Source organism: Pseudomonas oplopanacis (genome assembly GCF_057128725.1).
Genome location: NZ_JBSKHV010000008.1, coordinates 246,942 through 269,919, shown reverse-complemented (window position 1 = coordinate 269,919; position 22,978 = coordinate 246,942). Strand labels below are relative to the sequence as shown.

At 60.6% G+C, this 22,978-nt stretch carries 19 protein-coding genes; 9 read left to right on the top strand and 10 right to left on the bottom strand.

What is annotated here, in order from left to right:
* Positions 1 to 177: 177 nt before the first annotated feature.
* The 8 genes from ACWKV5_RS18090 (at position 178) to ACWKV5_RS18055 (ending at position 6,893) form a co-directional block, all read left to right on the top strand.
* A complete protein-coding gene (locus tag ACWKV5_RS18090) occupies positions 178 to 1,026 on the top strand; it encodes a transporter substrate-binding protein (RefSeq protein ID WP_027923780.1) in 849 nt (282 codons plus the stop codon).
* A 52-nt stretch (positions 1,027 to 1,078) separates the two neighbouring features.
* A complete protein-coding gene (locus tag ACWKV5_RS18085) occupies positions 1,079 to 1,741 on the top strand; it encodes an amino acid ABC transporter permease (protein ID WP_008015908.1) in 663 nt (220 codons plus the stop codon).
* 8 nt (positions 1,742 to 1,749) lie between these two features.
* Entirely contained in the window at positions 1,750 to 2,412 is a 663-nt protein-coding gene (locus tag ACWKV5_RS18080) for an amino acid ABC transporter permease (RefSeq protein WP_140682616.1), read from the top strand.
* Positions 2,409 to 3,215 (top strand): amino acid ABC transporter ATP-binding protein, encoded by an 807-nt coding sequence (locus tag ACWKV5_RS18075; protein WP_483842396.1) that lies wholly within the window; start codon positions 2,409 to 2,411, stop codon positions 3,213 to 3,215. Before ACWKV5_RS18080 ends, ACWKV5_RS18075 begins: the two co-directional genes overlap by 4 nt.
* Positions 3,216 to 3,245: 30 nt before the next feature.
* The gene (locus ACWKV5_RS18070; protein WP_027923783.1) at positions 3,246 to 3,635 is read left to right on the top strand and encodes a RidA family protein; all 390 of its coding nucleotides are present in this window, start codon (positions 3,246 to 3,248) and stop codon (positions 3,633 to 3,635) included.
* A gap of 160 nt (positions 3,636 to 3,795) precedes the next feature.
* On the top strand, positions 3,796 to 4,560 hold the full coding sequence (locus ACWKV5_RS18065; RefSeq protein WP_483842395.1) for an IclR family transcriptional regulator: 765 nt from the start codon (positions 3,796 to 3,798) through the stop codon (positions 4,558 to 4,560).
* A gap of 39 nt (positions 4,561 to 4,599) precedes the next feature.
* Positions 4,600 to 5,817, top strand: a complete 1,218-nt coding sequence (locus ACWKV5_RS18060) for an amino acid deaminase (protein ID WP_483842394.1) — start codon at positions 4,600 to 4,602, stop codon at positions 5,815 to 5,817.
* 143 nt (positions 5,818 to 5,960) lie between these two features.
* Positions 5,961 to 6,893, top strand: coding sequence for a sugar kinase (locus ACWKV5_RS18055; protein WP_483842393.1), 933 nt, complete (start codon positions 5,961 to 5,963; stop codon positions 6,891 to 6,893).
* Between the two features lie 114 nt (positions 6,894 to 7,007).
* On the opposite strand, the gene ACWKV5_RS18050 is transcribed toward ACWKV5_RS18055, so the two are convergent.
* Both ACWKV5_RS18050 and ACWKV5_RS18045 read right to left on the bottom strand, forming a co-directional pair.
* Complete coding sequence (locus ACWKV5_RS18050; RefSeq protein ID WP_007898282.1) at positions 7,008 to 7,283, bottom strand: peptidylprolyl isomerase; 276 nt, start codon at positions 7,281 to 7,283, stop codon at positions 7,008 to 7,010.
* A 51-nt stretch (positions 7,284 to 7,334) separates the two neighbouring features.
* A complete protein-coding gene (locus ACWKV5_RS18045) occupies positions 7,335 to 9,872 on the bottom strand; it encodes a hybrid sensor histidine kinase/response regulator (protein ID WP_483842392.1) in 2,538 nt (845 codons plus the stop codon).
* A gap of 121 nt (positions 9,873 to 9,993) precedes the next feature.
* On the opposite strand from ACWKV5_RS18045, the gene ACWKV5_RS18040 reads away from it, so the two are divergent.
* Positions 9,994 to 11,094 carry a PilT/PilU family type 4a pilus ATPase gene (locus tag ACWKV5_RS18040; RefSeq protein WP_483842391.1) on the top strand — a complete coding sequence of 367 codons (1,101 nt, stop codon included), beginning with the start codon at positions 9,994 to 9,996 and terminating at the stop codon, positions 11,092 to 11,094.
* Between the two features lie 129 nt (positions 11,095 to 11,223).
* Here the strand turns inward: ACWKV5_RS18040 and ACWKV5_RS18035 are convergent, their stop codons facing one another.
* The 8 genes from ACWKV5_RS18035 to ACWKV5_RS18000 all read right to left on the bottom strand — a co-directional run bounded on the left by ACWKV5_RS18035 (position 11,224) and on the right by ACWKV5_RS18000 (position 22,851).
* Positions 11,224 to 13,179, bottom strand: a complete 1,956-nt coding sequence (locus ACWKV5_RS18035; protein WP_483842390.1) for an acetoacetate--CoA ligase — start codon at positions 13,177 to 13,179, stop codon at positions 11,224 to 11,226.
* Between the two features lie 120 nt (positions 13,180 to 13,299).
* Positions 13,300 to 14,073, bottom strand: coding sequence for a 3-hydroxybutyrate dehydrogenase (hbdH, locus tag ACWKV5_RS18030; protein ID WP_483842389.1), 774 nt, complete (start codon positions 14,071 to 14,073; stop codon positions 13,300 to 13,302).
* 7 nt (positions 14,074 to 14,080) lie between these two features.
* A complete protein-coding gene (locus ACWKV5_RS18025; protein WP_059182858.1) occupies positions 14,081 to 15,472 on the bottom strand; it encodes a GntP family permease in 1,392 nt (463 codons plus the stop codon).
* A gap of 284 nt (positions 15,473 to 15,756) precedes the next feature.
* Positions 15,757 to 17,172, bottom strand: a complete 1,416-nt coding sequence (locus tag ACWKV5_RS18020; RefSeq protein ID WP_483842388.1) for a sigma-54 interaction domain-containing protein — start codon at positions 17,170 to 17,172, stop codon at positions 15,757 to 15,759.
* 138 nt (positions 17,173 to 17,310) lie between these two features.
* A complete protein-coding gene (locus ACWKV5_RS18015) occupies positions 17,311 to 18,885 on the bottom strand; it encodes an ABC transporter ATP-binding protein (RefSeq protein ID WP_483842387.1) in 1,575 nt (524 codons plus the stop codon).
* A 14-nt stretch (positions 18,886 to 18,899) separates the two neighbouring features.
* Positions 18,900 to 19,922: an ABC transporter permease gene (locus ACWKV5_RS18010; protein ID WP_483842386.1), complete on the bottom strand. Its 1,023-nt coding sequence runs from the start codon at positions 19,920 to 19,922 to the stop codon at positions 18,900 to 18,902.
* Positions 19,922 to 20,983, bottom strand: a complete 1,062-nt coding sequence (locus ACWKV5_RS18005; RefSeq protein WP_059182860.1) for a microcin C ABC transporter permease YejB — start codon at positions 20,981 to 20,983, stop codon at positions 19,922 to 19,924. Before ACWKV5_RS18005 ends, ACWKV5_RS18010 begins: the two co-directional genes overlap by 1 nt.
* Positions 20,983 to 22,851, bottom strand: coding sequence for an extracellular solute-binding protein (locus ACWKV5_RS18000; protein WP_483842385.1), 1,869 nt, complete (start codon positions 22,849 to 22,851; stop codon positions 20,983 to 20,985). The genes ACWKV5_RS18005 and ACWKV5_RS18000 overlap by 1 nt, the downstream gene beginning before the upstream one ends.
* Between the last annotated feature and the right edge of the window lie 127 nt (positions 22,852 to 22,978).

Below are 22,978 nucleotides of genomic sequence, written 5' to 3'. Positions count from 1 at the left end.
CACCGCGTGCGTTTGGTAACAGATCCCTCAGCGTTTTTCCCATCCCGTTGATTCAAATCGTTTTTCACTCTCCCCAACATTTGCTCCACAACCTGTGGCACACTTTCTGCTGTCTATTCCGTTGTTACATACCTACGTCCGGTATAGCGGAATAAACATCATCCTGGAGTGCTTGCCATGCATCGCCGACCTTCCTTGTTAAAAGCGTGTGTTTTTGTTCTCGCGGCTACCGCCGCTGCCATGGGCGTGGCCCAGGCGGCGGACAGCAAGCTCGATAGCGTGCTGGCCCGCGGGAAATTGATTGTGGGCACGGGCAGTACCAATGCGCCGTGGCACTTCCAGGGAGCGGATGGCAAGTTGCAGGGGTTCGATATCGATATCGGGCGGATGATTGCCAAGGGGTTGTTCAACGATCCGACCAAAGTCGAGTTTGTGGTGCAGTCGTCCGACGCGCGGATTCCCAACTTGCTGACTGACAAAGTCGACATCAGTTGCCAGTTCATCACCGTGACCGCCAGTCGTGCGCAACAAGTGGCGTTCACCCTGCCGTACTACCGCGAAGGCGTCGGCCTGCTGCTGCCGGCCAACAGCAAGTACAAGGAAATCGAAGACCTCAAGGCTGCCAACGACAGCGTGACCGTGGCGGTCTTGCAGAACGTATACGCCGAAGAGCTGGTGCATCAGGCGCTGCCCAAGGCCAAGGTCGATCAATACGACAGCGTGGACCTGATGTACCAGGCCGTTAACTCCGGCCGTGCCGATGCCGCCGCCACCGATCAGTCTTCGGTGAAATACCTGATGGTGCAGAACCCTGGCCGTTATCGCAGCCCGACTTACGCCTGGAGCCCGCAAACCTACGCTTGCGCGGTTAAACGCGGCGATCAGGACTGGCTGAACTTCGTCAACACCACCCTGCATGAAGCCATGACCGGCGTTGAGTTCCCAACTTACGCGGCCTCCTTCAAGCAATGGTTCGGTGTCGATCTGCCGACTCCTGCGATTGGTTTCCCTGTCGAATTCAAATGATCCCGTGAGAGCGGGGCGCCCATAACGCGCCCCGCTCAAGGTACTGCTGACCATGAACTATCAGTTGAACTTTGCCGCCGTGTGGCGCGATTTCGACACCTTGCTGGCGGGGCTCGGCCTGGGTCTTGAGCTGGCGCTGGTGTCGATCGCCATCGGTTGCGTGATCGGCCTGATGATGGCGTTTGCTTTGCTGTCCAAGCACCGCGCATTGCGGGTGCTGGCGTCGGTGTATGTGACGGTGATCCGCAATACGCCGATTCTGGTGTTGATTCTGTTGATCTACTTTGCCTTGCCGAGCCTCGGCATCCGTCTGGACAAGATCCCGTCGTTCATCATTACGCTGTCGCTGTACGCCGGGGCGTATCTGACCGAGGTGTTCCGTGGCGGCTTGTTGAGCATTCCCAAGGGTCAGCGTGAAGCCGGACTCGCTATCGGTCTCGGCGAGTGGCAGGTCAAGGCGTACGTCACCGTGCCGGTGATGTTGCGCAATGTACTGCCGGCCTTGTCGAACAACTTCATTTCGCTGTTCAAGGACACTTCGCTGGCCGCTGCGATTGCGGTGCCGGAGCTGACCTATTACGCGCGCAAGATCAATGTCGAGAGCTACCGGGTGATTGAAACCTGGCTGGTGACCACGGCGCTCTATGTGGCGGCCTGTTACCTCATTGCCATGATGCTGCGTTACCTCGAGCAGCGTCTGGCGATCCGCCGATAGGAGCCCCCATGTACGAATCCCCTAGTTGGTTGCATGAGTTATGGGTTGCCCGCGAAGTGTTGTGGCAAGGCTTCCTGACCAGTGTGCAGGTGTCGGCGCTGGCGATTTTGCTGGGCACGATGGTCGGCATCGTCGCCGGTCTGGTGCTGACCTACGGCAAGTTCTGGATGCGCGCGCCGTTCCGCTTCTACGTCGACCTGATTCGCGGCACGCCGGTGTTTGTGTTGGTGCTGGCCTGCTTCTATATGGCGCCGGCACTGGGTTGGCAGATCAGTGCGTTTCAGGCCGGTGCCTTGGGGCTGACGCTGTTTTGCGGCTCTCACGTCGCCGAGATCGTACGCGGTGCGTTGCAAGCATTGCCCAGTGGACAAATGGAAGCGAGCAAGGCGATTGGCCTGACGTTTTTCCAATCCCTCGGTTACGTGCTGTTGCCTCAGGCGTTGCGGCAGATCCTGCCGACCTGGGTCAACTCGTCGACCGAGATCGTCAAGGCCTCGACGCTGTTGTCGGTGATCGGCGTGGCGGAATTGCTGCTCAGTACACAGCAGATTATCGCGCGGACTTTCATGACCCTGGAGTTTTACCTGTTCGCCGGATTTCTGTTTTTCGTCATCAACTACGCCATCGAATTACTCGGCCGGCACATTGAAAAGCGGGTGGCCTTGCCATGACTCAACCTTCGCTCTCTAACGTAAAAGCAGCTCAAGACGATCAGCCCCTGCTGGACATTCGCGGGTTGCACAAAAAGTACGGTCAGCTCGAAGTGCTCAAGGGCGTCGACCTGACCATGCAGCGCGGCAACGTCGTCACGCTGATCGGCTCCAGCGGCTCGGGCAAGACCACGCTGCTGCGCTGCGTGAACATGCTCGAAGAATTCCAGGGCGGGCAGATCATGCTCGACGGCGAGTCCATCGGGTATGACGAGGTCAACGGCAAGCGCGTGCGCCATGCGGAAAAAGTCATCGCCCGACACCGTGCAATGACCGGCATGGCGTTCCAGCAGTTCAACCTGTTCCCGCACCTTACGGCGTTGCAGAACGTCACCCTGGGTTTGCTCAAGGTGAAAAAACTGCACAAGGACGAGGCCGTCGCGCTGGCGGAAAAATGGCTGGAGCGCGTCGGCTTGCTGGAACGCCGTGATCACTATCCCGGCCAGTTGTCCGGCGGTCAGCAACAGCGCGTGGCGATTGCCCGGGCGATTGCGATGAACCCGAGCCTGATGCTGTTCGACGAAGTCACCTCGGCTCTCGACCCGGAACTGGTCGGCGAAGTGCTGAACGTGATCAAGGGCCTGGCCGACGAAGGCATGACCATGTTGCTGGTCACCCACGAAATGCGTTTTGCGTTCGAAGTCTCGGACAAGATCGTCTTCATGAATCAGGGGCGTATCGAAGAGCAGGGGCCACCCAAGGAGCTGTTCGAGCGCCCGCAATCACCGCGTCTGGCTGAGTTTCTCAAAAATACGCGCTTTTAACTTTCCAGAATTCAATCAGGAGAAACACTCATGAGCATTACTCGTTACGGCACCGGCAGCAGCGCCGCTGGCGGTACGCCTCGTCCTTTTGCCCGCGCCGTTGAAGCCGATGGCTGGTTGCACGTGTCCGGGCAGGTGCCGGCGCTGGATGGCGAGATCATTACCGGCGGCATCGTCGAACAGACCCACCAGACCATGAAGAACCTGATCGCGATTCTGCAAGAGGCCGGTTATGGCCTGGAAGACGTGGTGCGTGCTGGCGTGTGGCTGGAGGATCCGCGGGATTTCACCAGTTTCAACAAGGTTTTCTCCGAGTACTTCAAACCCGAACACGCGCCGGCCCGTGCCTGTGTGCAGGCGAACATGATGGTCGACTGCAAGGTCGAGATCGACTGCATCGCGTACAAGAAAAAGGCCTGAGACTTGCGGTGACTCCATCGCGAGCAGGCTCACTCCTACAGTTGGAATGCATTCCCCTGTGGGGGCGAGCCTGCTCCGGGCGGCGTTCCGACGATGGCGGCCTAACAGTCGCCACCGCACTCTAGGTAAACTCCCGGCACTTTGTATGGGAACCACAGACATGACCGAAGACACCATCAAGCGCCGGGCTCGCGGTCTGGACCGGGCGTTCGATATCCTCGATTTCCTCAAGGAAATCGGCAAACCCCTGCGCCCGAATGAAATCGCCAGCGGCATCGGCAGCCCGAAATCCACGGTTTACGAACTGGTCGCGTCCCTGCTGGAGCGACGCATCCTGGAAGCCGTGGGCAAGGATGGTCACGTCTACCTCGGCCGTCAGCTGTACTTCCTCGGGCAGGCACATTTGCGGCATTTCGACCTGACCCGCGAGGCCGATCACGCCTTGCAGGAGATCGTCAGCCAGACCCACGAAACCGCCCAGATGTGCCTGCTCAACGGGCGCAAATACACCGTGGCGCTAATGAAGGAGGGCGAGCGGCATTTCCGCATTTCCTCGGACATCGGCGAAAACGCGCCGATTCCCTGGACCGCTTCCGGGCGCCTGCTCTTGGCGCATTTGAGCGACGAGGAAATCGTCGACCTGATCGACCACGACGACTTCATCCTGCCCAACGGCGAACGCCTGCCGCTGGAACAGTTTCTGGCGGAAATCCGTCAGGCCGGCATCGACGGGTTTTTCTCCTTCGATAGCGTCGCCGACACCTTTACCCATTGCTTCGCCGCCCCGGTCAAAGACCCCAACGGCGTGGCCATCGCGACGCTGTGCATCGTGGCCCCACGGGCCGATGCCAAGACGCATTACAACGACTATCGCCGGGTGCTGATCGACAACGCCAACCACCTGGCCCGGCGTATCAACGAATAAATGCGGCTGCCTGCGGCCGCTAATGTGAGGAGTTCGACCATGTCTACTGCCAACAATACTGCCGCTGTGGAAAAGGGCTTTGCCCAGACCGGCGCCAACCTGGTCCGCGATGTCAGCCTGCCGGCGCTGGTGCTGCACCGCGAAGCGCTGGAACACAACATTCGCTGGATGCAGGACTTTGTCAGCAACAGTGGCGCCGAACTCGCGCCCCACGGCAAAACCAGCATGACCCCGGCCTTGTTTCGCCGCCAACTGGACGCCGGCGCCTGGGGCATCACCCTCGCCAGCGCCACGCAAACCCGTGCGGCGTATGCCCATGGCGTGCGTCGGGTGCTGATGGCCAACCAATTGGTCGGTACGCCGAACATGGCGCTGATCGCCGATCTGCTGGCAGACCCGACGTTCGATTTCCATTGCATGGTCGATCATCCGGACAACGTCGCTGACCTCGGCGCCTACTTCGCCTCACGCGGCGTGCGCCTGAATGTGATGATCGAATACGGTGTGGTTGGCGGTCGTTGCGGTTGCCGCACTGAAGATGAAGTCATCGCGCTGGCCAAGGCTATCAACGCGCAACCGGCGCTAGCCCTGACCGGCATCGAAGGCTACGAAGGCGTGATCCATGGTGATCATGCGGTCACCGGCATCCGCGCATTCGCCGGGTCTCTGGTGCGTTTGGCCGTGCAGTTGCAGGACAGCGGCGCGTTTGCGATCGCCAAGCCGATCATCACTGCATCGGGTTCCGCCTGGTATGACTTGATTGCCGAGGAGTTCGAAGCGCAGAACGCGGCCGGGCGTTTCCTCAGTGTGTTGCGTCCGGGCAGCTACGTGGCCCACGACCATGGCATCTACAAGGAAGCGCAATGCTGCGTGCTCGACCGCCGCAGCGATCTGAATGAAGGCCTGCGCCCGGCGCTGGAAGTCTGGGCACACGTGCAGTCGATGCCAGAGCCGGGTTTTGCGGTGATTGCCCTGGGCAAGCGCGATGTCGCCTACGACGCCGGTCTGCCGGTGCCGTTGCTGCGTTACAAGGCCGGTGTGGTGCCGGCGAAGGGCGATGACGTCAGTGCCTGCAAGGTGACGGCGGTGATGGACCAGCACGCGTTCATGACCGTGCCGCCGGGGGTTGAATTGCGGGTGGGCGACATCATTTCGTTCGGTACTTCGCATCCGTGCCTGACGTTCGACAAGTGGCGCACGGGGTGTCTGGTGGATGATCAGATGAATGTCATCGAAACCATGGACACCTGTTTCTAAGGCTTGAGACCGAAGCGCGACCATCGTCGGAACGCCGCCCGGAGCAAGCTCGCTCCCACATTGGAATGCATTTCCTTGTGGGAGCGAGCCTGCTCGCGAAGAGGCCCGCCCAGACAACAAAGAAACACCAGAGACCCCACACAATGCACACCATCAACACCCTCGGCCCCAACACCCCGCGCATCGCCCTGATCGGCGAGTGCATGATCGAGCTGCAACAACGCGCCGACGGCAGCCTGCAACAAAGCTTCGGCGGTGACACCCTGAACACCGCCGTCTACCTGTCCCGTGAGCTGGGCGCGAGCGGCGTCGTCGATTACGTTACTGCCCTGGGCGACGACAGCTTCAGCGACGCGATGTGCCAGAACTGGGCCAGCGAAAACATCGGCCTGGGCATGGTCCAGCGTTTACCGGGACGTTTGCCCGGTTTGTATTGCATCCAGACCGACGCCGCCGGCGAACGCCGTTTCCTTTACTGGCGCAACGAAGCGGCCGTGCGCGATTGCTTCACCACACCCGCCGCCGCGCCGATTCTGGCCGCGCTGCCGGATTACGACGTGCTGTATTTCAGCGGCATCACCCTGGCGGTACTCGGCGTGCAAGGTCGGGAAAAGCTGCTGGAAATCCTGATCGAAGCCCGTCAGCGAGATGCGCGGATCGTCTTCGACAACAACTACCGGCCACGCTTGTGGGCGTCGGTTGAAGAAGCGCGTGCGGCGTATCGCAGTGTGTTGCCGTATGTGGACCTGGCGTTGCTGACGGTTGAGGATGAACAGGCGCTGTTTCATTTTTCCAGTTGCGAGGCGGTGTTTGCCGCTTACGAGCAGATCGGCACGCCGGAAGTGGTGCTCAAGCGCGGTTCAGACGCGTGCCTGATTCGCTGTGATGGCGAGTCGTTTGAAGTGCCGGCGCAGAAGGTCGAGCGTGTTGTGGACACGACGGCGGCGGGGGATTCGTTCAGCGCGGCGTACCTGGCCAGTCGGCTCAAGGGCGGGAGCGCGGTTGAAGCGGCTGAGGCGGGGCATCGGTTGGCGAGTCGGGTGATACAGGTGCCCGGTGCATTGATCCCTAGATAAGGGGTGAATGGCCGTTTGCTGCGCAATCGGATCGCGAGCAGGCTCGCTCCCACAGGGGAACGCATTCCAATGTGGGAGCGAGCCTGCTCGCGATGAGGCCCGAAAGCCAAACCATCAATCCCGGTAAAACACCTGCACCAGGTGATACCCGAACTTGCTCTTGATCGGCCCATGCACCACCCGCAGCGGTTTCTTGAAAATCACCGCATCGATGACGCCGACCATCTGCCCCGGGCGCACTTCACCGAGGTCGCCGCCGCGCTTGCCGGACGGGCAGGTGGAGTACTTTTTGGCCAGCACATCGAAGGCTTCGCCCTTGGCAATGCGTTGTTTGAGCTGCTCGGCTTCTTCCGAGGTTTTCACCAGAATATGGCGGGCTTGAGCTTTCATGGGGCGTACCTTGCAACGTGCTGACAGCGGGGCGGGCGATTATGCCTCAAGTCACTCGGGTTGGCCGATCATCGTGCGAATCTTGTTGGCCAGCAAGTCGATGGAAAAAGGCTTGGCCACCATGTCCATGCCTTCCTCCAGAAAGCCTTGGCGTTCGGCGGCGGTTTCCGCGTAACCGGTCATGAACAGCACTTTGAGGTCCGGCCGATGCTGGCGGGCGATCTCCGCCAGTTGTCGGCCGTTCATGCCCGGCAGCCCGACATCGGTCACCAGCAAATCAACACGCAAATCCGATTCCAGCAAAGGCAGGGCGGTTTTCGCGTCTTCGGCTTCGTGAGCGTGGTAACCCAGCTCATTGAGCAAGTCGAGTACCAGCATGCGCACCGCCGGATCGTCCTCCACCAGCACCACGGTTTCACCGGCAATCGCCGCCGGCGCCTCACCCGTGACCGGCATCAGCACGTCTTCCGGCTCCATGGCATGCAAGCGCGGCAAGTACAGGCGCACGCTGGTGCCCTTGCCCGGCAGGCTGAACAGGCTGACATGGCCGCCCGATTGCTGGGCGAAACCGTAGATCATCGACAACCCCAGCCCTGTGCCTTGGCCGATGGGTTTGGTGGTGAAGAACGGGTCAAATGCCTTGGCCAGAACCGAGGGTGTCATGCCGGTGCCGTTGTCACTGACGGCAATCATCACGTAATCCCCGGCCTTGACCGGCTCCAGTGTGGTGATGTCGCTGCCGTCCAGGTACACATTGGCCGTTTCAATCAGCAGTTGGCCGCCATCGGGCATCGCATCGCGGGCGTTGATGACCAGGTTGAGCAGGGCGTTTTCCAGTTGGCTGACATCGGTGCTGATCGGCCAGACCTCATCGGCCAGTTGCAGTTTGAGTTCGATGTGGTCGCCCTTGGTCCGGCTGAGCAGGTCCTCCAGCGAGCGCACCAGTTCATTGGCGTTCAGCGGTTTGCGATCCAGTGATTGGCGACGCGAGAACGCCAACAGGCGATGGGTCAACGCGGCGGCGCGATTGGCCGAAGACACCGCGGCTTCGGTAAAACGGCCGATCTCGTGGATGCGCCCGTCGGCGATATAACGCTGCATCAGGTCGAGACTGCCGATGATCCCGGTGAGCATGTTGTTAAAGTCATGGGCGATGCCACCAGTGAGCTGGCCGACCGCTTCCATTTTCTGTGCATGGCGCAAGGCGTCCTCGGCACGCTCGCGTTCGACCATTTCGTTTTGCAAGCGCTGGTTGGTTTCGGCCAGTTGCTGGGTGCGGGCGGCGACGCGCTCTTCGAGGGTTTCGTTGAGATTGCGCAAGGCTTCTTCGGTCTGTTTGCGCTCGGTTTCGTCAATCACAAAAATGTAGAAGCCATTCACCGCGCCATCCCCGCCGTGGCGCGGCAGGTAGTTCATCAACGCATGCCGCAGGCTGCCGTCACGGTGCGACGTGCTGATGCTGAAACAACAAGGCTTGCCCTTGAGCGCCTCGGCAATGTGTTCCGCGCGCAAGGCATAGGCCTCGTCACCCAACACCTCTCGGATGGTTTTGCCAAACAGTTCCTGCGGCGTCAGGCCATACCAATCGAGGTAGGCTGAGTTGTTCAGGCGGAAACGCTCTTCGCTGTCGACGTAGCTGATCAGGATCGGCATCGCGTTGATGATCAATTGCAGCTCGGTCTGGCTCTGGCGCAAGGCCTGTTCGGTGCGTTTGCGCTCGGTCAGGTCCAGCGCGGCGCCGAGAAAACGCATCGGCCGGCCGTGGTGATCCTTGTAGCAGCGCCCCCGGGCAAACACCCAGTTCAACTGGCCATCAGGTTGCAACAGACGATATTCCTCGGCGTACTCGGTGCCATGGGTGATGCAGTGCTTGATGCTGCGCGCAATCATCGCCCGGTCTTCCGGGTGCACGCCGTGCAGGTAGGCGCTGATCGGCAACTCCCCGGCCAACGCCGGATCGATGCCGTGCAGTTGGGCGAAATGGGCGTCGGCGAGAAAGCGGTCTTCGCTGATGTCCCAGTCCCAGGTGCCCACCGAGTCTGTCGCGGCCAAGGCCAATTGCAGGCGCTGTTCCGTTTCGCGCTGGGCCTTGAGGCTTGCGGCGGAGCGCTGTTCCAGTTCGAGGGCGATGCGGCGACGTTCGTTGGTTTCAATGGCGGTGACCAGAATGCCCGCCACCTCGGCGCTTTCATCGCGGATCGGGCTGTAGGTCAAATCCAGCCAGAAGTCGGAATCGCCACCGTCACGTTGCAGGGTAAAGCGCTGTTCGCTGTAGGTGCGCACCTGGCCTTGTAGGACTGCGCTGTAAATCGGGTCGGTAAAGTCTCGAAACTCTGGCCATATCTGGTGCGTCGGCTGTCCGAAAGCGTGTGGGTGTTTGCTTCCGGCGAGCAGGGCAAAGCCATCGTTGTAGATCTGCGTGAGTTCCGGCCCCCACAGCAACAGCATCGGCATCGGTGAGTGAATCACGATGTCGACGGCGGTACGCAGGCTTTGCGGCCAGGTGCCGGCAGGGCCCAAAGGGGTCTGTGTCCAGTCCAGTCGGGCAATCAAGGCCTGGGCATCGCTGCCGGTGGGTGATGCGTTCATCAAGTGGTCCTGCGCTTAAGTCGGTGTGGCGGCGTCAACTATCCTCGTAGGGCAGTAGACGCTGAATGACCCGTTTTGGGTCATTATTTTTTCATTGAATGCTTCGCGGGTGCTTTTTGCCATGGAAATCGATGCACTGTTAACACAGTTGGCCAAGCGTAATGGCGCTGATCTTTACCTGTCCCCGGGAGCGCCACCCAGCGCGCGGTTCGACGGCGAGCTCAAACCCCTGAGCGCTCAGCCGTTCAAACCGGGTGAAGTGGCGGCGATTGCCGCGAACATCATGGACGCCGAACAGCGTCTTGAGTTCGACCGTGAGCTGGAAATGAACCTGGCCCTGTCGCGGCCAGGGATCGGGCGCTTTCGAGTCAACGTGTTCAAGCAACGCAACGACGTGTCCATTGTGATTCGCAACATCAAACTCGACATCCCGCGTTTCGAAGACCTCAAGTTGCCGCCCGTGTTGCTGGACACCGTGATGCTCAAGCAAGGCCTGATGCTGTTCGTCGGCGCCACCGACTCGGGCAAGTCGACGTCGCTGGCGGCGCTGATCGATTACCGCAATCGCCACAGCAGCGGCCATATCGTCACCATTGAAGACCCGATCGAGTACATCCACCGGCACCAGCAGTCGATCATCAACCAGCGCGAAGTCGGGGTCGACACCCGAAGTTTTCATGCCGCGTTGAAAAATACCCTGCGCCAAGCGCCGGATGTGGTGCTGATTGGCGAAATCCGTGATCGCGAGACCATGGAGCACGCACTGGCGTTTGCCGACACCGGTCATCTGGTAATTTCCACGTTGCACGCACACAACGCCTATCAGGCGCTGGACCGCATCATCAATTTCTTCCCCGAAGAACGTCACACGCAACTGCTGCATGACCTGGGCAACAACCTCAAGGCGTTCGTCTCCCAACGCCTGGTGCCGACCCGCGACGGTCAACGCCGGGCGGTGGTGGAGGTGATGCTGGGCACGCCGACGATTGGTGATTTGATTCGGCGCAATGAGCTGTCCGAGTTGAAAGGCATCATGGAGAAGTCGGCGGAGTCGGGGATGCAGACGTTTGACGGTGCGCTGTATGCGTTGGTCGTGGAAGGGGCGATCAGTGAGGAGGAGGCGTTGAAGCATGCGGATTCGGTGAACAACTTGAGGTTGCGGTTGAAGCTGCACGCGGATGCATCAGCGCCCGCTTCAGGAGAGTGGGGCCTCATGGACTGACACAGATCTAAATTTGTAGGAGTGAGCCTGCTCCGGGCGGCGTTCCGACGATAGCGGTTTATCAGTCACCATTAATGTTGGCTGACACACCGCTTTCGCGAGCAGGCTCGCTCCCACAGGGGATTTTCTTCAGCTTTGGAGTTCCGGGCGATTGCGGAATTGTTCCAGCGCCTCGGGATTGGCGAGGGCGTCGGTGTTCTTTACCTTCTGACCATGCACCACATTCCTCACCGCCAGCTCGACAACCTTGCCGCTGATGGTCCGTGGAATATCAGTCACCACGACAATCTTCGCCGGCACATGCCGTGGCGTGGTGTTGGCACGAATGACTTGGCGAATCTGCTGCTGCAAGGCTTCATCCAGTTCAACGCCGTCCTGCAAATGCACAAACAGCACCACCCGCACGTCATCCTGCCATTGCTGACCAATGGCCACGCTGTCCAGTACCTGCGGGACTTTCTCCACCTGACGGTAGATTTCCGCTGTGCCGATGCGCACACCGCCGGGGTTGAGTACCGCGTCCGAACGCCCGTGGATCATCATCGTGCCGTGGGGCAGTTCTTCGGCGTAATCGCCCTGGGCCCACACGCCGGGGAACTGGCTGAAATACGAAGCGTGCAGCTTTTCCTGCTGCGGGTCGTTCCAGAAACCGATGGGTATCGCCGGGAAGTGCCGGGTACACACCAACTCACCTTTCTCGCCGATCACCGGTTGACCCTCGTCGTTCCAGACTTCAACCGCCATGCCCAGGCTCTTGCCCTGCATTTCGCCGCGACGCACCGGTTGAAATGGGTTGCCGTTCACAAAGCACGAAACGACGTCGGTGCCGCCGGACATCGAAGCCAGGCAGACGTCGGGTTTCAGGTCGCGGTAAACGTAGTCGTAACTTTGGGGCGATAGCGCGGAGCCGGTGCACAGCAGGGTTTTCAGGTTGCTCAGGTCATGGCTTTGCCGTGGCTTCACGCCGCTGCTTTCCAGGGTCGCCAGGAATTTCGGACTGGTGCCGAAGACGCTGATCTGCTCATCGTCAATCAGGTCGATCAAGCGTTCCGGGCCTGGATGGAACGGCGAACCGTCGTACAGCACCACGGCACTGCCCACGGCGAGGGCCGAGACCAGCCAGTTCCACATCATCCAGCCGCAGGTGGTGTAGTAGAACAAACGGTCGCCAGCGCCGAGATCGCAATGCAGCCCATGTTCCTTGACGTGCTGCAGCAACACGCCGCCGGTGCTGTGGATGATGCATTTCGGCACGCCGGTGGTGCCGCTGGAATAAAGAATGTACAGCGGGTGTGCGAAGGGCACGGGGACGAAATCCGGCTCGCCGCCGGCGTCGTAGAAATCCCCCCACAACGTCACATTGGCGTGGGTATGGAAGTCGACGATGTGCGCCTGCGGCCGTGCATAAGGCACCACAATTAACTGCTGCAAGGACGGCAGGCGTTCAAGTATTTCGTTGATTTTGCCGGTCTGGTCGATGTCCTTGCCGGCGTAGCGGTAACCGGCGCAGGTGATCAGTACTTTCGGTTCGATCTGACCGAAGCGGTCGATCACGCCTTGGGTGCCGAAGTCTGGCGAGGAGCAGGACCAGATCGCTCCCAGGCTGGTGGTGCCGAGCATCGCTACCAGGGTTTGCCAGGTGTTGGGCATGCACGCGGCGACACGGTCGCCGAGGCCGACGCCAGCAGCGATCAGACTGTGCTGAAACCCGGCGACATGCTCGGCCAGCTCCGCCCAGGTCAGGTGTTCGCGCTGGCCGCTCTCACCAATGGCAACCACCGCGATGGCATCGTCGCGACGGCGCAGCAGGTGTTCGGCAAAGTTCAGGGTGGCGCCGGGAAACCACTGGGCGCTGGGCATTTGCGAGCCCTCGACCAGCACTGCGTCGGGCTGGTCGTGAAAGCGAATGTCGAAGAAGTCGACGATGGCCTGCCAGAAGTCTTCGCGCTGATCGATGGACCATTGGTGCAGGGCCGGGTAGTCATCGACGTGGACGTGATGGCGCTGACTGATGGAACGCCGAAAGGCCTCCATTCGCGTCTTGGAGATGCGCTCGGCGCCGGGTTGCCAGAGGATGTCGGACATGGTTTGCCTCTTCTTCTATCTGCAGATCCATTCGCGAGCAGGCTCGCTCCCACATTGAAATGCGATCCCCTGTGGGAGCGAGCCTGCTCGCGAAGAACGATAACGCGGTCTATTGGGGGGTTACTGCGCCAACCACCCACCATCAATATTCCACGCCGCACCACGCACCTGGCTGCCGGCCTCGCTGCACAGAAACAGCACCAGCTCGCCTAGTTGCGGCGGGGTAACGAACTCCAGTGACGGCTGCTTCTCGGCCAGCAAATCATGCTGCGCCTGCTGCGGGTCGATCCCGGTCGCCGCGCGGTCATCAATCTGCTTCTGCACCAGAGGCGTCAACACCCAGCCCGGGCAGATCGCGTTGCAGGTCACATGTGTCGTCGCGGTTTCCAGGCCCACCACTTTGGTCAGGCCGATCACCCCATGCTTGGCCGCGACGTACGCGGCTTTGCCCACCGAGCCCACCTGGCCATGCACCGAGGCGATGTTGATGATCCGCCCCCAATTCTTCGCACGCATGCGCGGCAGGCACAGGCGGGTGCTGTGAAACACCGACGACAGGTTGATCGCGATGATCGAGTCCCAGCGCTCCACCGGAAACTCTTCCACCGACGCCACGTGCTGGATGCCGGCATTGTTGACCAGAATGTCGATACCGCCGAATTCACGCTCGGCATACGCGACCATGTCGGCGATCTGCGCCGGATCGCTGACGTCGGCCGGGTGATGGCCGACCTTGCCGCCGAACTGCTGGACCTCGGCAATCACCTTGGAAGCATCACCGAAACCATTGAGCACCACGTTGGCACCGGCCTTGGCCAGGCTGAGCGCAATGCCCAGGCCGATGCCGCTAGTGGAACCGGTGACCAGTGCGGTCTTGCCTGTAAGAGTCGTCATGAATACCTCACACAATGCCAGTGGCGTAGAAAGTGCCGATGACCACGAAGACCGCCAGGGTCTTGATCAGCGTAATACAGAAAATGTCTTTATAGGCTTCGCGGTGCGTCAGGCCGGTGACCGCGAGCAAGGTAATCACCGCGCCGTTGTGCGGCAGGGTGTCCATGCCGCCACTGGCCATCGCGGCCACGCGGTGCAGCACTTCCAGCGGAATGTTGGCCGCGTGGGCCGCCGCGATGAAGTCATTGGCCATGGCGGCCAGCGCGATGCTCATGCCGCCCGACGCCGAACCGGTGATACCCGCGAGCAAGGTCACGGTAATCGCTTCGTTGACCAGCGGATTGGGAATGCTCTTGAGCCAGTCAGCCAGTACGAGGAAGCCAGGCAGCGACGCAATCACCGCACCAAAACCGTATTCCGACGCGGTGTTCATCGCCGCGAGCAACGCGCCACTGACCGCACTTTTGCTGCCTTCGGCGAGTTTGCTGCGAATCGCCTGGAAGCCAAACACCAGCACCATGATGATGCCCACCAGCAGCGCCGCCTGAACCGCCCAGATCGCCGTCAGTTTGGCGATTTCGGTGGTGACCGGCGCGGCCATGCCCGGCAGCGCGAGGCTGTGGGTCTTGCCGTACCACTGCGGAATCCACTGAGTGAACAGCAGGTTCATGATGCCCACGGCCAGCAGCGGCGACAAAGCGATCCACGGGTTAGGCAGCTTGATGTCGGCGGATGTCTCCGGCTCGTTGCGCAACTCGGTGCCATAGCCTTCGCCGGCCCGTTGGGCTTTGTTGCGCTGACGCTGGAGAAACAGCATGCCGGTGCAGAACACGAAAATGGTGCCGATCAAACCCAGCCACGGCGCCGCCCAGGCGGTGGTGTTGAAGAAGGTGCTGGGGATGATGTTCTGGATTTGCGGGGTGCCGGGCAGGGCGTCCATGGTGAACGAGAACGCGCCGAGGGCAATGGTCGCCGGGATCAAGCGCTTGGGGATGTCGCTCTGGCGGAACATTTCAGCGGCAAACGGATAGACCGCGAACACCACCACAAACAACGACACGCCGCCGTAAGTGAGCAGGGCGCAGACCAGCACGATCACCAGCATCGCCTGGCGCGTGCCGAGCAGGCGAATGGCGGCGGCGACGATGGAGCGCGAGAAGCCGGACAACTCGATCAGCTTGCCGAACACGGCACCGAGCAGGAACACCGGGAAATACAGTTTGATGAAGCCGACCATTTTTTCCATGAACACCCCGGTGAAGGCAGGGGCGACGGCGGAAGGGTCGGTGAGCAGGACGGCGCCGAGGGCGGCAATCGGGGCAAAAAGGATAACGCTGTAGCCACGGTAAGCAGCGAGCATCAACAGCGCGAGGGCTGCCAAGGCAATGATCACACTCATGGTGTGTCTCCTGGATTTTTGTTTTTGTAGGGTAGGTCTTTTGTGGGAGAGGGCTTTAGCGAGATTCGTGCCAGTTGGTTATCTCGTTGAAATACAAGGAGATTTTGTTTGTTCTTGGTGAGTGTTCGAGAGTGTCGTCTCTTAATTGAGACTTTTCGGCAGTGATTGCCTCTTCGCGAGCAGGCTCGCTCCCACAGGTTGACCGAGTTCGTCCTGGGAGCGCGGTCCCTGTGGGAGCGAGCCTGCTCGCGAAGGTCTGTCTAACAATGGAGATTCGTGTCTCTTTATGGAGACTCAGCAATCCCCAACGCCACCATCTTCTTGTACAACGTCGATCGACCCAGCCCCAGCCGCGCCGCTGCTTCAATCACCTTGCCCTCGCATTGCGCGAGGGCAGATTCAATCAACTGCCGATCAAACCGCTCCCGAGCCTGGCTAAACGTCTCGTGCGCAACCGGCGCAATCGCCAGCAGAGTCGAGCGCTCCACTGGCGTGAAGGTGCCAATCGCCGCACGAATCTCGTCGGCATCCAGCAGCAGATCATCACTGAGCAACGCCGCCCGCTCCAGGACGTTGCGCAGTTCACGAATGTTCCCCGGCCACGCGTGCTGGCCCAGCAACTCCAGCGCCTCGCGGTTCAGCTCATGTTGGCTGCGTAACTCTTCAAGAATCGCTTCGCTGAGCGCCGGCAGGTCGTCGAGGCGATCACGCAGCGGTGGCACGTGGATGGGCAACACGTTGAGGCGGTAATACAAATCCGCGCGAAACTCGCCGCGTTTGATGGCTGCTTCGAGATCGGTCGAAGTGGCTGCGATCACCCGCACATCGCTCTGGATTACGTCATTCGAGCCGACCGGCTCGAACTCCTTTTCCTGCAAAACCCGCAGCAGTTTGCTTTGCAGCGGCAGCGGCATGTCGCCGATTTCATCCAGAAACAAGGTGCCACCCTGGGCGATTTGCAGTTTGCCGGCGCGACCCTTACGGTCGGCGCCGGTAAACGCGCCAGGCGCGGTGCCAAAGAATTCTGCTTCCAGCAACGATTCGGGAATCGCCGCGCTGTTGATACTGACGAAGGCTTTGTGCGCACGCGGCGAAGCGCTGTGAATCGCCTGGGCCAGCAGTTCCTTGCCGGTGCCGGTTTCACCGAGCAGCAACACGGGCGACTCAGCACTGGCACTGCGTCGGGCGCGGCGTTTGACTTCCAGGCTGGCCGCGCTGGTGCCGATGAAGTGGGCGAAGTTGTACTTGGTCTGGCGCGCCCGCAGTAGCGAGCGGGTCGACGCCAGTTCTTCCTGCATGCTCATGTAGCGCTTGAGCATCGGCGACAGGCTGCGCAATTCGTCGAACAACGCAAAACCAATCGCGCCGATGACCACGCCGGCATCGTCATGGATCGGCAGGCGCATGACCACCAACGGCTCTTTGGGGGTGTCCTGCATGTCGAGCAAAATCGGGCGTCCGGTGCGCACCACTTCACGCAACAGGCTGCCGGGAATCACACTTTCGCAGGCTTTGCCGATGGCCACTTCAGCCGACTCCAGGCCGAAACGCCGGGCATAGCGTTCGTTCATCCACACGATGTTGGCATCGCGGTCGACGATCACCGTGCCTTCGCTGGACTGCTCGATGATCTCGAACAGCGAGCGGATTGCCAGCAGGCGGACACGCTGGTAGTCCTTGAGGCTTTCGGTGGTATTCATGGGCAGATCCTGATTGTGTATGGCCTGTTCGGGCCTCTTCGCGAGCAGGCTCGCTCCCACAGTTGACCGAGTTATCAGGACGAACGCGGTTTAATGTGGGAGCGGGCTTGCTCGCGAAGGCCGTGATGCGGTCTATGCCTACCGCGGATGCGCCGCCGCCAACAGCTCTTTGGTGTACGGATGCTGCGGTGATTCAAACACCTCATGGCTGGCACCGCTTTCCACCACTTTGCCGTCCTTGATCACGATCATGTCGTGGGCCAGGGCGCGCACCACCGCCAGGTCATGGCTGATGAACAAATACGTCAGGCCGTGTTTTTCCTGAAGCTGGCGGAGCAGGGCGACCACTTGCTTTTGTACGGTACGGTCCAGCGCCGAGGTCGGTTCGTCCAGCAGGATCAACGCCGGTTTCAGCACCAGCGCCCGGGCGATGGCGATGCGTTGACGTTGGCCGCCGGAAAACTCGTGCGGGTAGCGATGACGGCTTTGCGGGTCGAGGCCGACTTCTTCCAGCGCCCGAATCACTTCGGCCTTGCACTGTTCATCGGTCAACTGACTGTGCACCTCAAGGCCTTCGCTGATGATCTGCGCCACCGACATTCGTGGGCTGAGGCTGCCATAAGGGTCCTGGAATACCACCTGCATTTTCTTGCGCCACGGCCGCAGCTGCTTTTGCGTCAGGCCATCCAGCGCCGCGCCCTGAAAGCGAATGCTGCCTTGGGAGTCGAGTAAACGCAGGATCGCCTGGCCGAGCGTCGATTTGCCCGAGCCGGACTCGCCGACGATGCCCAGTGTCTTGCCACGCTGAATATTGAGGCTGATGCCGTCCACGGCATTGAGGTAGGTCTTGCGCTGAAACAAGCCGCCACTGAGGGCAAACTGCACGCGCAGGTTATCTACCTCCAGCACATTCTCGCGCTCGTCGCGGGGCAGGGCTTCGCCCTCCGGTTCGGCGTTCAACAGCAAGCGGCTATAGGGGTGTTTGGGCTCGGTGAAGATCGTTTCACAAGTGGCTTGCTCGACGATTTCCCCGGCCTTCATCACGCACACGCGCTGGGCAATACTGCGCACCAGATTGAGGTCATGGCTGATCAGCAGGAGCGACATGCCAAGCCGCTGTTGCAGGGATTTGAGCAAGATCAGAATCTTGCGCTGTACCGTGACGTCCAGCGCGGTGGTCGGTTCGTCGGCGATCAGCAACTCAGGCTCGCAGGCCAGGGCCATCGCGATCATCACCCGCTGACGTTGGCCACCCGAGAGTTGATGCGGATAAGCCTTGAGCCGCTCCTTGGGCTTCTGGATGCCGACCAGGTGCAACAACTCAAGGATCCGCGCTTGCGCCGCTTTGCCTGTCAGGCCTTTGTGCAGCAGCAGGGTTTCGCCGATCTGCTTTTCGATGCTGTGCAGCGGATTGAGCGAGGTCATCGGCTCCTGAAAAATCATCGCGATGCGGTTGCCACGCAACTCACGCAGCACTTTGGCCGAGGCACCGAGCAATTCCTTGCCGCGATAACGGATGCTGCCGGTCGATTCGGTACCGGTTTCGGGCAGTAATTGCAGGATCGAATGCGCCGTCACTGATTTACCGGAGCCCGACTCGCCGACCAGCGCCAGGCATTCGCCGGGGCGGATGTCCAGGCACAGGTTGCGCACCACGGTTTCACCGCTGAAGGCGACGCTGAGGTCACGGATTTCGATCAGGGGGGTACTCATATCAACCGTCCGCGTCAGGATCTCGGATCGAAAGCATCACGTAATGCCTCGCCGATAAACACCAGTAAAGAAAGGATCAGCGCCAGGGTGAAAAACGCCGTCAGCCCCAGCCATGGCGCTTGCAGGTTCTGCTTGCCCTGACCGATCAGCTCGCCCAGGGATGCGCTGCCGGCCGGCATGCCGAAACCGAGGAAGTCCAGTGCCGTCAGGGTGGTAATCGCCCCGGTCAGAATGAACGGCAGGTAACTCAGGGTCGCGTTCATCGCGTTGGGCAGAATGTGCCGCACGATCACTTTGCGATCCGACAGGCCCAGCGCCCGGGCGGCTTTGACGTATTCCAGGTTGCGCCCGCGCAGGAACTCGGCGCGCACCACGTCGACCAGCGCCAGCCAGGTAAACAGCGCCATCATCCCCAGCAACCACCAGAAATTCGGCTCGACGAACCCGGACAGAATGATCAGCAGGTACAGCACCGGCAGCCCGGACCAGACTTCCAGCAAGCGCTGGCCGATCAGGTCGACCCAGCCGCCGTAGTAGCCTTGAAGGGCCCCGGCGGCAATGCCAATCAGGGCGCTGACGAAGGTCAGCATCAGTGCAAACAGGATCGACACCCGCGCACCGAAAATCACCCGGGCCAACACATCCCGGGCCTGATCGTCGGTGCCCAGCCAGTTCACATTCGAGGGCGGGCTCGGTGCCGGTTTGTTGAGGTCATAGTTGGGCGTGTCGTCACTGAACGGGATCGGTGGGAACAGCATCCAGCCGCCGTCCTTTTTAATCAGCTTCTGCACATAGTCGCTGCGGTAATCCGCCTGGAACGGCAATTGCCCGCCGAACGCCTGCTCGGTGTGGCGTTTGAATACCGGGAAATACCATTGCCCCTGATAGCTGACCACCAGCGGCTTGTCGTTGGCGATCAATTCGCCACCCAGGGTCAGCGCAAACAGACCAATGAACAACCACAGCGACCACCAGCCCCGGCGGTTTTTCTTGAAACGTTCAAAACGGCGACGCCCCAACGGCGAGAGCTTGAACATCAGGCATTCCTCGCGGCGAAGTCGATGCGCGGGTCGACCAGTGTGTAGCAGAGGTCGCCGACGAGTTTTATCAGCAGGCCGAACAGGGTGAAGATAAACAGCGAGCCGAACACCACCGGATAGTCGCGCGAGACCGCGGCTTCGTAACTCATGCGGCCGAGGCCATCGAGGGAGAAAATCACTTCGATCAGCAAGGAACCGGCGAAAAACACGCTGATGAACGCCTGCGGAATGCCCGACACCACCAGCAACATCGCATTGCGGAACACGTGTCCGTACAGCACTCGGCGTTCGCTCATGCCTTTGGCCCGGGCGGTGATCACGTATTGGCGGGTGATTTCATTGAGGAACGAGTTTTTGGTGAGGATGGTCAGGGTGGCGAAACCGCCAATCACCAGCGACGTCACTGGCAACACCAGGTGCCAGAAGTAGTCGGCGATTTTGCCCACGGTGGACAGCGAGTCGAAGTTGTCCGAGACCAGCCCGCGCACCGGGAACCAGTTCAACGAGGTACCGCCGGCAAACACCACGATCAGGAACATCGCGAACAGAAACGCCGGCATGGCGTAGCCGATGATGATCGCGGTGCTGCTCCAGATGTCGAAATGGCTGCCGTGGTGCACGGCTTTGCGGATACCCAGGGGGATCGACACCAGGTAGGTGATCAGGGTCGCCCACAGCCCGAGGGAAATGGTCACCGGCATTTTTTCGAGGATCAGGTCGGTGACCGTGGCGCCACGGAAGAAGCTCTTGCCGAAATCGAGCCGGGCGTAACTGGTGAGCATCAGCCACAAGCGCTCATGCGCAGGTTTATCGAAACCGTATTGTTTTTCGATGTCCTTGATCAGTTGCGGGTCCAGGCCTCGGCTGGCGCGCGAGGTGCCGTGCATGGTTTCGCCGGAACCGCCGCCAACCGTCGCACCGCCGATGCCTTGCAGGTGCGCAATCGCCTGTTCCACCGGACCGCCCGGCGCGGCCTGGACGATGACAAAGTTGACCAACAGAATGATCACCAGCGTCGGGATGATCAGCAGCAAGCGCCGCAGTATGTAAGCCCACATCAGTGTGGTCCTCCGGGTCTGCCACGGCTGATTTGCTCGGCGGTCATTTGCTGGTTGGTCAGCGGCGTGGTGCTGATTTCCCACCAGCTCTCGATGGCTTCGTCATTGCTGGCCTGCTCGTTCGGCCGACCGAAGCGGTTCCACCAGACCGTCGAGGTGCCTGGCGGGTAATAGTTGGGAATCCAGTAATAGTTCCATTGCAGCACCCGGTCGAGCGCGTGGGCGTAACGCAGCATCTCCGGCTGGGAGGTGGCGCGGACCACGCCGGTGATCAGGGTGTCGACCGCCGGATTCTTCAGCACCATGTAGTTATTGGCGCCGGGGTCGTTGGCCGAGATCGAGCCGAAGTAATTGAACAGCTCGCCGCCGGGGGAGGTGGTGACCGGATAGCCGGTGACGATCATGTCGTAGTCGCGGCTCATCAGGCGATTCACGTACTGGGACGAATCGATACGGCGGATGTTCAGGTCGATGCCGATCTGCTTCAGGGTGCGTTTATAAGGCAGCAACAGTCGGTCCATGCCGTTCTGGCTGACCAGGAAGGTAAAGCTCAGCGGCTCGCCCTCGGCGTTGACCAGTTGATCGCCATCGGGTTTCCAGCCGGCCTGTTCGAGCAGGTCCAGTGCTTGCAATTGTTTGTCGCGAATCACACCGCTGCCATCGGTTTTCGGTGCTTCGAAGACCTGGGTGAACACCTCGTCGGGGATCTGGCCACGCAACGGTTCAAGAATCGCCAGTTCCGCCGCATCGGGAAGGTGCTGCGCCGCCAGGTCGGTGTTGGAAAAGTAACTCTGCTGGCGGATGTACATGTCACGCATCATCTGCCGGTTGCTCCATTCGAAATCCCAGAGCATGGCCAGGGCCTGGCGCACCCGGCGATCCTGGAAAATCGGGTTCTGCAAGTTGAAGACAAACCCTTGCGCCGGTTGCGGTGCGTCTTGCGCCAGATGCGCCTTTTGCAGGCGGCCGTCGCTCAGGGCCGGGCTCTCGTAGCCGATGGAGTAGCCGGTGGCGGAGAATTCGCGGTTGTAATCATAGGCGCCGCCACGCAGCACCTGGCGCGCCACGTCGGTGTCGCCGAAGTATTCGATGCTGAAATGATCGAAGTTGTAGAGGCCGCGGCTGACCGGCAGATCCTTGCCCCACCAATTGGCGTCGCGCTCGAAGGTGATGCTGCGACCGGAGTCGACTTTGCCTACTTTGTAAGGACCACTGCCCAAAGGCGCCTCGTACCCGCCGCCGTTGGCGAAGTCGCGGGTCTTCCACCAATGCTCGGGAAACACCGGCAGCGTCGCGATGTCGAGAGGCAGGGTGCGGTTCTCGTTGCTTTTGAAATCGAACCGCACGACCAGAGGCGATTCAACTTCCACGCCTTTGACGTCCGCGAACTGGGTGCGATAGCGCAGGCTGCCCTGGGTCATCAGCAGGTCGTAGGTGTAGCGCACGTCTTCGGCAGTGATCGGCGTGCCGTCGGCAAAGCGTGCCTTGGGGTTGAGATAGAACCGCAGGAACAGACCGTCGTCAGGGCGCTCCATCTTTTGTGCGACGAGGCCGTACACGGTGTAAGGCTCATCCAGCGAGCGCTGGGCCAGTGGCGCGTACAGCAAACCGTCGATTTGCGTGACGCCAATGCCCTTGTCGATGTACGGCAGGATATGGTCGAAGTGGCCAATTTCAATCGCCGAGCGACGCATCGTGCCGCCCTTGGGGGCTTGCGGATTGGTGTAGGCAAAATGACTGAAACCGGCGGGATACTTCGCGGCTTCTCCGTACACGGTCAACGCATGTTGCGGTGCGGCATTCACACCAGCGGCGCCGAATAGCAGCGCCACGGCAGTGAACAATAAAGTGGGGAAAGCCAGTCGCATTGTCAGCCTTAGAGCCGGAGGATCGAAAAGCACAATTTGTACGCTAGCGGCGCTTCCCTCGCCAGTCTAAAAACGTATCCGAAACACAACGGCCCACCAAAAGGCGGGCCGTTATGGGTAAAGCCTG